Consider the following 11,252-nt stretch of genomic DNA (forward strand, 5'->3'; position numbering starts at 1 on the left):
CGTCGGTGATGTCGCCGCGGTGCGCTCGGCCGCCGAAGGCTTGTCCCGGGTCCGCGAATCTGATGGGGTACGCGCACCCCACGCGACGGGCGTGGCGGCCGGGACGAGAGCGGACGGCGTGCACACGAGGGATCCACAGGACGAGAGCGGGCCGCTGCCCGAAGCGCTTCGGCAGGCGATACGCGGGACCGCCGACGACATCGCCGCACTGCTCCGGAGTGCGCCCGGCACCGCGGGCGCGGTGCCCGGGTCGCAGTGGACGGTCGGCGAGGCGGCAGCCCATCTGGCGATGGCCAACGAGCTGATGGCGGACCTGGCGGCCGGACACGAACGCCCGTACGGGGACGGTACGCCGCAGAGTCTGGCTCCTGCCAACGCGCGGGCCCTCGCCGCGTTCGGCGAGCGCCGGGCGGAGCCGCTGGCGGCGATGATCACGGAGCAGGCCGGGGTGTTCCTGGCCGCCGTCGACCGGGCCGACACGGAGGCCGGGGACGCCGAAAGTACCGGAGCCCCGACACCGATCACGCCTCTGGGCCCCATGAACCGGGCCGTCCTCGCGTCCTATCTGCTGACGCACATGCTGGGTCACGGCTACGACCTCGCCCGTGCCGTGCGCCGCCCCCACATGATCGACGGCGACCGGGTGGGCCTGTGCATGCCGTTCATGCTCTCCGTCATGCCCCGGGTCGCCGACCCGGCCGCCACCGCCCGCCTCACGGCCCGTTTCGCCGTACGGCTGCGGGGTGGCGGGACGGTGTTCGGTGTCGACCTGGCCGGCGGTGCGGTGGCCGTCACCGAGGGAGAGCCGGAGCGGCCCGACTGCACCCTCCTCATCGACCCCGTCGCCTTCCTGCTCATCGCGCTCGGGCGGCGCAACCCGTGGGTGGCCATCGCCCGGGGCCAGGTGTTCGCCCAGGGACGCAAGCCGTGGCTCGGGCCGCGTTTCCCGGCTCTCTTCACCGCGCCCTGATCCGTCGCACCACGTTGCCGGGCGGCCCTTCGCGCACCCGTAGGCTGCCCGCCATGAGAACGGACACGACCAGCGACGGCGGACCCACCGAACCCACCTTCCTCGACGCCGGAGAGCTGGCCTCCGATCCGGACCTGGCGGACCGGTTCGCGCGGGAGGCCCACCGCATCCTCGCGGAGCTGGTCGACGGGGGCGCCGCACTCGGCTGGGTCGGACCGCCCTCGCGGGACGAGGTGGCGGAGCTGCTCGGCGACGTCCTCCTCGCGGTACGGGCCGGTGACGCGTCCCTGCGGGCCGCCTGCCTCGGCCGCCGGCTGGTCGGGTTCGGGTACTGGCTCCGCTACGCCCGGCCGACCCACCGGCCGCACGCGGACCTGGAGAAGCTCGCGGTGGATGCCGCCGCCCATGGCCGTGGCATCGGCCGGGCGCTGACCACCGCCCTGGTCGCGGACGCCCGGCAGGCGGGTGTCGAGGTCCTCACCCTGGACGCCCGGGGCGACAACACCGGTGCCCTGCGTCTCTACCGGTCGCTGGGGTTCACCGAGTACGGACGCCTGGCCGATTTCGTCGCCGTGGGCGAGCACCGCTGGGACAAGGTGTTCCTCGCGCTGGACTTCCGCCGGGGCGCCTGATCGGTGCGCCGCGGGTCGGCGCGCAGGGCCGGCGTACTGCCGTCCGGCGGCGCGGGGCGGCGTGTCACCGGGTGTCGCGGAGCCGCAGGAGGTAGACGGCGGTCAGCGAGACGGCCCGGTCCTCGTCGTGCGACAGCTCCACGAGCGCGCGTGACGCCACGGGCCCGGGGATGTCCGCCAGAGCCTGGGTCAGCCGTCCGCGCGCGGGCGCTCCGGTGGTGTCGTGGGCGAGGCGGTCGACGAGTCCGGTCGCGATCCGGTCGGCCGTCGCGGTGTCGCCCGCCAGCCCGCTCAGCGCGTCGGCCGCGTCGGTGTCGTTGCCGCCCTCCGCGATCATGTCGATGAGCGTCGGGACGGCTTGGGTGACTCCACGTGTCCCGAGCGCCAGTGCCGCGTGCCGGCGTACCACCTCGTCCGGACTCGTGAGGGCGTCTTGCAGGTGTGCGGTCGCGTCGGCGCCGGGGAGCTCGGCGAGGGACTGGACGGCACGTTCGCGGACCTCGGCCGTCGGTGAGCCGAGGCCCTGCGCCAGCAGTTCGCGGGCACCCTCGCCCGACTGCGCCAGCGCCCATCGCAGGGCGCCGGCGACGATCGGGTCCGGCTCGTTCAGCACCGCCTCGACCAGGGCTTCCACCGGTACCGGCACCCGGTCGACCGAGGAGAGCGCCGCGCGCTGGCGGGTGTCGGCGCTCTGCGAGCCCAAGGCGTGGAGGAGTGGGACGACGTGCAGGACGCCCTCCCAGTCGGCCGGGTCGGCCGCGTCGATCCGGCGCAGGCGCGCGAGCAACTCGTTCTCGGCCGCGACGCGTTCGCCCGTACGACGGATGAGGTCGTCGACGAGGGACGAGGGCGTGAACCCGGGATCGTCGAGCGCGCGCCCGATCTCCCGGAGCGACAGACCCAGCGACCGCAGGCTCTCGACGTGGAAGATCCGCCGGATGTCCTCGGCGGAGTACTCCCGATAGCCGGAACCCGTACGGCCCGAGGGCCGCACCAGACCGAGCGATTCGTAGTGCCGGAGCATGCGGGCACTGACACCGGACCGTCTCGACACCTCACCGATCAGCACGGTCCCCATCGTCCGTCCCGGGGGCGCCGGTGAGGGCCACGACGCGCTTGGCCTCCTCGATCGCCGACTCGAATCCGGCGTCCGGGTCGCGCAGCAACCGCTCGGTGGCGAGCGCGTGGGTGCGCCTGCGCGGGTCGGGGGCCGTCGCGGCCGCGTGGAGCGCGGGCACGATCACCTCGCCCAGCGCGACCAGCGCCTGGCTGAGGCTGAGCCGGGTCTCCCGTTCACCGCGTCCGAGCTGCGTCGCCAGGGCCGTGGCCAGCGTTGTCCGTTCGTCCTCCGGTACGAGGACGACCGCGGCCCGCCAGGCGCTCCTCGCCACTTCCTCGTCGGGGTCCGACAGCAGTGCCGGGGTGATCGCCGGCCACGCCTGCCGGTCCCCGATCTTGGACAGGGTGTGCAGCGCCTGGCTGCGTGCCTGCGGGCGCTCGGAGCGGACCTCGCGGAGCAGCGGGGGAAGGGTCAGGGACGCCGGGTGGCGGACGAGCGCCCAGGTCAGCATGTCGCGGACGAAGAACTCGGGCTCGACCGCGCACCGTTCGACGAGCTTGTCCACGAAGTGCGGGCCGGGCGTCGTGCCCACCGCGAGTGCGGCTCGCAGCCGCACGGTCGGGCTGCTGTCCTCCAGCGCCCGGAGCGCTCGTGTCGCGTCCGTGCCCTGTGTCGTCATGGTCATCGGGACCACCACCTCCTCGGGAAGCAGTGAAGACCTTGTCACCGTGTCAGGGTCAACCGGAGTCCGCCCCCGAGACCCTCGGCCTCGTTCCGGACCCGCCGACCCGCCGCCCCGCCGTCCCGCCGACCCGCCGCCCCGCCGCCCCGCCGTCCCGCCGCCTGCCCCCGGCGACCGCCGTGCCGCCGCTTCCCTCACACGGCCTTCCCCGGGTTCAGGATGCCGCGCGGGTCGAAGGCGGCCTTGACACGCCGTTGCAGTGCGTGGTTCTCGGCGCCCAGCTCCTCGGCGATCCACTGGCGTTTGAGGGTGCCGACCCCGTGCTCGCCGGTGAGGGTGCCGCCCAGCCGGAGCGCCAGGGCGAAAATGTCGCCCGCCGCCTCCCAGGCCGCCTCGGGGAGTTCGGGCAGGGACGCGTCGACCACGATGATGGGGTGCAGGTTGCCGTCGGCGGCGTGGGCCAGGGTGAAGACGGGCACCCCGCGCCGGGCGGAGATCTCCGCGATGCCCCGTACCGCCTCGGCGAGCCGGGAGCGGGGGACGGCGATGTCCTCGATCAGCGGGCGCCCTTGGCGTTCGAGGGCGGGCAGGGCGAGCCGGCGGGCCGCCAGCAGGGCGTCCGCCTCCGTGTCGTCGGCGGCGACGGTGAGCGAGGTGGCGCGCTCCTCCAGGACGGCCACGACCCGTTCGGCCTCGGCCCGCGCTCCGGCGCCGTCGCACTGGACGATGAGGAGGGCCGCGCCCCGGCGGCGCAGCGAGGTGCCCTCGGCGGCGTCGATCGCGTCGAGCACCGGCCCGTCCAGGAGTTCGGCCAGGGCGGGCTCGATGCCGGCCGCCGTGATCGCGGTCGCGGCGTCGGCCGCGTCGGCGAAGGTGGCGAACCAGGCCGCCAGGGTGGCGGTCGCGACGGGCACAGGCCGCAGCCGCACCGTGGCTCCCGTGATGACGGCGAGCGTGCCCTCGGAGCCGGTCAGCAGGGCCGTCAGGTCGTAGCCGGCGACTCCCTTGACCGTGCGCCGGCCGGTCCGTACGACCGTCCCGTCCGCGAGTACGGCTTCCAGCCCCAGCACGCTGTCCCGGGTCACGCCGTATTTGGCGCAGCGCAGTCCGCCGGCGTTGGTCGCGATGTTCCCGCCGATCGTGGAGAGGGCGGCGCTCGCCGGGTCGGGGGCGTAGCGCAGTCCGTGTGCGGCGGCGGCCAGGTCGAGGTCGGCGGTGACGACGCCCGGTTCGACGACGGCGAGCTGATCGTCCGGGGCGAGTTCGACGATCCGGTTCATCCGGGACAGGTCGAGCACCAGGCTGCTCTCACCGGCCGTGGCTCCTCCGGAGAGTCCTGTACCCGCGCCGCGCGGCACGACCGGGACGCCCAGCGCGTTCGCGTGGCGCAGGACCGTGGACACGTCGTCGGTGCGCAGGGCGTGCACGACGGCGAGGGGTTCACCGCCGGACGGGGCTCCGGAGCGGTCCGTGGCGTACGGTGCGGTGCGCAGGGGGTCGCTGGTGAGCCGGTCGGGGGGCAGGTCCTGGGCGAGCAGGCCGAGCAACCGGGCTCCCGCCGAGGCCTGTTCGACGGACTGGGTGGCGGTGTTCACGATCCGGCCGTGGTGTGCGACATGCGGCCAGGATGGCGAACGCGCCGCACACCTTCAACAAGGAGGAACGATCACCGGCGATCGCGATTGCTTATTGGTTGATGCTAGCGTTCCCATATGGGACCAGTTTTCGACATTGTCGCCTTACGCAGTCTCGTCGCCGTCGCCGATCGGGGCGGATTCCACCGCGCCGCGGAGGCCCTGACACTCAGTCAGTCAGCAGTGAGTCAGCATGTCCGCCGCCTGGAGCGGGCGTTGGGCAGACCGGTGGTAGAACGGTCCGGCCGGGCGACCAAGTTCACCGAGGCGGGCAATCTCCTTCTCGACGAGGCGCGCCGGATACTCGGTGTCCACGACGAGGCCGCGCGCAGGCTGCTCGGCTCCGAGCCGGCCACCATCGTCATCGGCTCCACCGAGCACGGAGCCGACCAGATCCTGCCCCGGATCACCGAGGCCGTCCACGGGACGCTCCCGCACTGCCGGGTCCGCTTCCGCATCGACCGCTCCGCACGGCTCGTGGAGGCCGTCGACCGCAGGTCGGTGGACCTGGCGGTGTACGTGACCGAGGCCGCCTCCACGGAGGGCATGCAGGTCGGTGGAATGCCCCTGACCTGGTACGCCGCACCGGGATGGTCGCCGCCGCCGGGCCCGGCGCCCCTTCCCCTGGTGGCGGTGGCCGCACCGTGTGCGATCCGCCGCAGGGCGCTGGACGTGCTCTCGGCGCACGGCATCGCCGCTTCGGTCGTCTGCGACGCCGGCTATCTCGCGGGAGTGCTGGAGGCCGCGCGTGCCGGGCTCGGGGTGGCCCTGCTGGCGACGGCAGGCCGGGGTCCGGAAGGTCTGGTGAGGTACGCCGGACTCCCTCCCGCACCCGCGATCCGGATGAGCGCGCACGCCCGGCCGGGCGCCGACCCCGCGATGGTCATGCACGCGGTGGAGGCCGTCCGTTCCCTGCTGGTCGGGCTGGAACCCGGCACGGCCGCACCGAAACCCGCCCCGGCCGCCCGGCCGGACACGCCTTCCACCTCGCGCACAGAGCCCGGCCACGTCCTGCCGGAAGAGGCCCACACTCTGCCAGGGCCGATCCCCTTCACCCTGGAACAGGCCACCGCGGACCGGACCCCCTCGGCCGTGCCCGCACGGTGACCCGCGCCCGCCCAGGTGCGGCTTCGGCGGGCCGCGGTGGCCTCCACCCGGCCCCGGTCCGCCGCACCGGCCGTTCTTCTCACCCCTGCGCGATGCCTTGACGTGACCCCGACAGAATGGCTTTATGGGAGCGCTCCCATTTGTGGGAGCGCTCCCATAACGCCCGATGCTCGACGCGTCCACCCTCTGGAGCCGCAGTGAGAACAGCGAGAAGCACGGCACGAACGCACCCCGTACCCCTCCTCAGGCGAGCCCTGACCGCTCTCCTCGGGATCATCCTCGTCGGCGCCCTGGCCCCGGCGACCGCCTTGGCGCAGACCAGTTCGACGGCAGCCGCCACAACCGGTCTCCACATCAGCAACGGGCGCCTCCTCGAAGGCAACGGCAAGGACTTCGTGATGCGCGGGGTCAACCACGCGCACACCTGGTACCCGGGCGAGACCCAGTCGCTGGCCGACATCAAGGCGACGGGCGCCAACAGCGTCCGCGTGGTGCTCTCCGACGGTTACCGGTGGACGAAGAACAGCCCCACCGAGGTCGCCGGGATCATCACCCAGTGCAAGGCCAACCGGCTCATCTGCGTACTGGAGGTGCACGACACCACCGGCTACGGCGAGGACTCCGCCGCGGGCACCCTCGACCACGCGGCCGACTACTGGATCAGCCTGAAGGACGTCCTGGCCGGCCAGGAGAGCTACGTCATCATCAACATCGGCAACGAGCCCTGGGGCAACACCAACCCGGCAGGGTGGACCGCCCCCACCATCAGCGCCGTGCAGAAGCTGCGCGCCGCCGGCTTCCAGCACACGATCATGGTGGACGCCCCCAACTGGGGCCAGGACTGGCAGGGCGTCATGCGCGCCAACGCCCAGTCGGTGTACAACGCCGACACCACCGGCAACCTGATCTTCTCGATCCACATGTACAGCGTCTACAACACCGCCCAGGCCGTCACCGACTACCTGAACGCCTTCGTGAGCGCCAAACTGCCCATCCTGATCGGTGAGTTCGGAGGCCCGGCAGATCAGTACGGGGATCCGGACGAGGACACCATGATGGCCACCGCCGAGCAGCTGAAGCTCGGTTACCTGGCCTGGTCCTGGAGCGGCAACACGGACCCGATCCTGGACCTGGTCATCGACTTCGACCCGACCCGGCTCAGCTCCTGGGGCGAGCGCATCTTCCACGGCGCCAACGGCATCGCGCAGACCTCGAAGGAGGCCACCGTCTTCGGCGGAACGACGGCCGACACCCAGGCCCCGACCGCTCCCGGCACCCCGACCGCCTCGGCCGTGACCGCGACCTCGGCCACCCTGAGCTGGGCCGCGGCGACGGACAACGTCGGCGTGACGGGATACGACGTCGTGCGCGTCAGCGGCACCACCGAGACCTCGGTCGCGTCGTCCACCACCCCCGGAGTCACGGTGAACTCCCTCACCGCGGGCACCGCTTACTCCTTCGCGGTGTACGCACGCGACGCGGCCGGAAACCGTTCGGCGCGCTCGGCCGCGGTGAGCCTGACGACCACCACCGGCGGCGGCTCCACCGGGGCAGCCTGCTCCGTCGCGTACCGCGTGGTCGGCGACTGGGGCAACGGCTTCCAGGGGGAGATCACCCTTCGGAACACGGGCACCGCCGCCGTGAGCAACTGGAAGCTCGGCTTCTCCTTCGCCAACGGCCAGACCATCAACAACATGTGGGGCGGGACCCCCACCCAGAGCGGAAGCGCGGTGAGCGTGACCCCGGCCGCGTACACCTCCGCCATCGCCGTCAACTCCTCGGTCACCCTCGGGTTCATCGGCACACGGGGGGCCACGAACGCCTCACCGGCCGCCTTCGACCTCAGCGGCACGGCCTGCACCCTCGCCTGACCCGTCCGGCCCGATTACCGCTACGACCCGATGCCCGGCAGGGCCCCACCCTGCCGGGCATCGGCTTTCGGGCGAGAACTGCCGTACCCGGCAGGTTCGTCCGTCCATCATGTGGACCGCCCATTGCCCGGGCGCGGCACGACTGCCAAGGTTCGTGACCATGACAACCCTTGGGGAACTCGGGTACGCACCCGCCCTGCTCGTGGCCCGTCGCCACGTGGACCAGTGCAGGCAGTCCAGCGCACTCTGTCGCTGACCCCACCGGTCCGGTCCCGGAGGGACGTTCCGCCGCTTCTCGGCGCTCCTCCCGCACCCCGGGTTCTCCTCACCGGCGTCCCGCCGCACCGCGGCCCCGGACCGTCGGCCTCCTGACAGTGACCACCACCGGCTCGCTCCGTCATCCCTGACGTCGTCGGCGGTCGAACTCTGCCTTCCCCTTCCGACACCTCCCGATGTCCTGCGGATGTCCGCCGCTCCCGGCTGCCGTCCGTCGCCATCGGCTGCCCCTTGCCGTCCTCTCCCGAATGGACTCCGCCGTGCCTCGTCCGTCCCTGTTCCCGCGTGCCGCCGTGCTGGGCGCCGCCACCCTCTTCACCCTGGCGGCGGCGTTCCCGGCTCAGGCCGCGACGACGTTCGGTCCGCTGCCGCCGCACAACCCGTACAGCGGCCCCCAGGGGACCGCGACCATGCACGGCGACACCGGTTCGTCCGACGCGACCCCGCTTCCCGGGCCCGGGACGGGGTCGCTGACCTCGAAGCGGGTCGCCCTCCAGTCCGCCTGCCCCACGATCCTGGTCGGGTCGGACGGTTACCCGGTGGCCCTCTGCACGCCGATCTTCGGCCAGGTGCCCACCGTGCACCTGCTCGACCCGGCGTCCGGCGCGTCGCTGACCACGCTCACCATCGCCAAGGGCTCGCTGCTGGGCGGGGTGTACGCCTATCTCGACAACCAGGACCGGCTCGTCGCGGTCGACGGGAACCGCACCCTGCTCCGCATCGGGCACCGCAGGAACGCCTCGGGCGACTGGGAACTGTATGTGGCGAGTTCACTCTCGCTGGCCGGGGCCGTACCGGAGGGCGATGCCGTCACCGGGGTGTCGCCCGACTGGCAGGGCCGGGTCTGGTTCGCCACGGGTGGTGGGGTGGTCGGTACCGCCGACGACACCACCGGCACCGTCCGCTCGCTGGCCCTGCCGACCGGGGAGCGTGTCGACAACTCGATCTCGACGGCGCCGGAGGGCACATCGGTCGCCACCAGCCACGCCACGTACCTGCTGAACGCCGCCGCGGACGGCACGCCCACCATCACCTGGCGGCAGGCCTACGACCGCGGTCCCGCCCGCAAGCCCGGTCAGCTGAGCTGGGGCACGGGCTCGACCCCGACGTTCTTCGGGCCGCGCACCGGAACCGACTACGTCACGATCGTGGACAACGCCTCGCCCACCGAGAACCTCCTCGTGTACCGGACCGACACCGGCGCCCAGGTCTGCTCGGTCCCGGTGCTCAAGTCCGGCAGCGGCAGCGAGAACTCCCCCGTCGCGGTGGGCAACTCGGTCTTCGTCGCCAGCACGTACGGCTACCCCTACCCCGCCCTCCCGGCGAACGCCGGCACCAGCGTCCCCGCCTCCGCCGACTTCACGGGCGGCTTCAGCCGGGTCGACGTACGCGCGGACGGCTCCGGCTGCGACCTGAAGTGGGACACCAACGTCCGCTCCTCCGCCGTGCCCCGGCTGTCCACGGCGGACGGCCTCCTCCACACCATCGTCCGCAGCCCGCTCATCCCGGGCACCAACAGCACGTCCATCCTGGACAACTTCGCCTACGCGGAGATCGACCCGGAGACCGGCAAGACGGTGCGCACCAAGTCCGTCGGTACCGGTTCGCTCTTCGACTCCCTCCAGATGGTGGGCTCCATCGCCCCGGGCGGCGTGGTCTACCAGGGGACCATCACCGGAGTGGTGCGCATCAACAACGGCTGATCCCGGGGAAGGCGAGGACGGTGACGTGGTGTTCCGGCGCGGCCCGGCCGGCCGGGAAGCCACGTCACCGTCGGTGTCAGTCCTCGGCGTCCCGGAAGGGCCTGTCGCCGCGCGGCTTGACCTCCCTCCACGCCCAGGCGCTGACGGCGTCGTCGCGGCCGTCGTGAAGGAGGAACAGGACGCCCCGGTGCTCGGCGCCGGCCGCTTCCAGGGCGAAGGCCTTGCGGTCGGCGCCGGCGGGGAGGGCCGCCACGACACGGCCGTACTCCTCCCTCGCCCGCTCGACGAGCCGGTCGTGCCGCTCGCGCAGAGAGGCCGCGACGGCGCGGGTCCAGTCGGCGAACTCGTCGGGCACCTCGTCGAACAGGACTGCCGGGTCCTGACCGGACGCCAGCACTTCCCAGACGGTCCGTTCGTTGGTGCCGGTGAACAGCTTGTGCAGGGCGAGGTAGGCGGACAGCTTGATCTTCGCCCTGGCTCCGGAGGCGTAGCGGATGACGTACCCCTCCTCGTCCGTACCGTCGGCCCTCACTCCGTCCAGGGTGGTGCTCGTGGCGGCCAGCCGCTCCAGTTCCGCGAGACCGTCCCGCAGACCCCAGGACCGGACGACCGTGCCGATGGGCTTCCAGCCCGGGGCGACGGAGGACAGCGGTTCCTCCACGCGGTCGGCCGGCCGGTAGGCGGCGAGGAGGACGAGGTCTTCGCGCCGCCCGTAGTCGACGACGACCCGATTGGCGGGGTAGACCGCCTCGGCGAGGTAGGTGAGTTCGGGGTCGAGGCCGGACAGGTCGGCGGCGTCGAGGACGGCCTGGGCCCACTGGGCCTGCCCGGAGACGAAGCTTCCCTTCGACGCGGCGTGCCAGCGGCCGTCGTAGTGGAAGACGATGATCAGCGAACCGTCCGTCTTCTCGAATATCTCGAACGGCTCGGCGGGCAGCGGCGGGGCGAAGTCGTGCGCTCCGTGCATGGCCGTCAGGAAGATCTTCGGGAACGGCAGGGCGACCACCGCGCCGGAGAGGTCGTCGGCGACCAGACCACGGCAGCGCATGGTGACCGGCGTCCACACGTGCCCGTACTGGCATTCTCGCGTGTAGGTGTAGATCGACAGGGGCAGGGTCGGATGGGTTTTCCGGCTGACGTGGCCGGCCTCCATGGCGGCGGCGAGGTCGGCGGGCGGCAGGAGGGTGTCGAGGTCGGTCATGCGGGACAGCTTGCGCGGCGAAGCCCCGGCGGGGCGAAGGCTTTTCGCCGCCACCGGCGGGAGGCGTCCGCATCCGCCGCGGTCCGGCCGGTTCCGGGGACGGGAGTGGCGTCGTC

General features: G+C 72.7%; 9 protein-coding genes. 5 read left to right on the forward strand and 4 right to left on the reverse strand.

The features are described 5' to 3' along the window. The first annotated feature begins 118 nt into the window (after positions 1-118). The gene (locus OHA55_RS32475) at positions 119-970 is read left to right on the forward strand and encodes a maleylpyruvate isomerase family mycothiol-dependent enzyme (RefSeq protein WP_266713289.1); all 852 of its coding nucleotides are present in this window, start codon (positions 119-121) and stop codon (positions 968-970) included. A gap of 53 nt (positions 971-1,023) precedes the next feature. Beyond that, complete coding sequence (locus tag OHA55_RS32480; protein ID WP_266713291.1) at positions 1,024-1,602, forward strand: GNAT family N-acetyltransferase; 579 nt, start codon at positions 1,024-1,026, stop codon at positions 1,600-1,602. Between the two features lie 64 nt (positions 1,603-1,666). Here the strand turns inward: OHA55_RS32480 and OHA55_RS32485 are convergent, their stop codons facing one another. From OHA55_RS32485 to OHA55_RS32495, 3 genes are all read right to left on the reverse strand, one after another. After that, the gene (locus OHA55_RS32485) at positions 1,667-2,671 is read right to left on the reverse strand and encodes a HEAT repeat domain-containing protein (protein WP_266713293.1); all 1,005 of its coding nucleotides are present in this window, start codon (positions 2,669-2,671) and stop codon (positions 1,667-1,669) included. After that, on the reverse strand, positions 2,658-3,347 hold the full coding sequence (locus OHA55_RS32490; protein ID WP_266713295.1) for a HEAT repeat domain-containing protein: 690 nt from the start codon (positions 3,345-3,347) through the stop codon (positions 2,658-2,660). Before OHA55_RS32490 ends, OHA55_RS32485 begins: the two co-directional genes overlap by 14 nt. A 191-nt stretch (positions 3,348-3,538) precedes the next feature. Continuing rightward, positions 3,539-4,939 carry an FAD-binding oxidoreductase gene (locus OHA55_RS32495; RefSeq protein ID WP_266713297.1) on the reverse strand — a complete coding sequence of 467 codons (1,401 nt, stop codon included), beginning with the start codon at positions 4,937-4,939 and terminating at the stop codon, positions 3,539-3,541. 117 nt (positions 4,940-5,056) lie between these two features. Here OHA55_RS32495 and OHA55_RS32500 point away from each other — a divergent pair, with 117 nt between their 5' ends. The 3 genes from OHA55_RS32500 (at position 5,057) to OHA55_RS32510 (ending at position 9,935) form a co-directional block, all read left to right on the forward strand. Further along, positions 5,057-6,085, forward strand: coding sequence for a LysR family transcriptional regulator (locus tag OHA55_RS32500; protein ID WP_266713299.1), 1,029 nt, complete (start codon positions 5,057-5,059; stop codon positions 6,083-6,085). A 197-nt stretch (positions 6,086-6,282) separates the two neighbouring features. After that, on the forward strand, positions 6,283-7,956 hold the full coding sequence (locus OHA55_RS32505; RefSeq protein ID WP_266713301.1) for a cellulase family glycosylhydrolase: 1,674 nt from the start codon (positions 6,283-6,285) through the stop codon (positions 7,954-7,956). Positions 7,957-8,492: 536 nt separating this feature from the next. Beyond that, positions 8,493-9,935, forward strand: a complete 1,443-nt coding sequence (locus tag OHA55_RS32510; protein WP_266713303.1) for a hypothetical protein — start codon at positions 8,493-8,495, stop codon at positions 9,933-9,935. A 76-nt stretch (positions 9,936-10,011) separates the two neighbouring features. Here the strand turns inward: OHA55_RS32510 and OHA55_RS32515 are convergent, their stop codons facing one another. Then, positions 10,012-11,136: an RNA ligase gene (locus tag OHA55_RS32515; RefSeq protein WP_266713305.1), complete on the reverse strand. Its 1,125-nt coding sequence runs from the start codon at positions 11,134-11,136 to the stop codon at positions 10,012-10,014. Positions 11,137-11,252: the final 116 nt, after the last annotated feature.

Origin of the sequence: Streptomyces sp. NBC_00102, from assembly GCF_026343115.1 — a bacterium.
Taxonomy (GTDB): domain Bacteria; phylum Actinomycetota; class Actinomycetes; order Streptomycetales; family Streptomycetaceae; genus Streptomyces.

Coding starts and splice junctions, on each gene's coding strand:
- OHA55_RS32480 (WP_266713291.1), top strand. CDS start 1,024: ATGAGAACGGACACGACCAGCGACGGCGGACCCACCGAACCCACCTTC.
- OHA55_RS32490 (WP_266713295.1), bottom strand. CDS start 3,347: ATGACCATGACGACACAGGGCACGGACGCGACACGAGCGCTCCGGGCG.
- OHA55_RS32500 (WP_266713299.1), top strand. CDS start 5,057: ATGGGACCAGTTTTCGACATTGTCGCCTTACGCAGTCTCGTCGCCGTC.
- OHA55_RS32515 (WP_266713305.1), bottom strand. CDS start 11,136: ATGACCGACCTCGACACCCTCCTGCCGCCCGCCGACCTCGCCGCCGCC.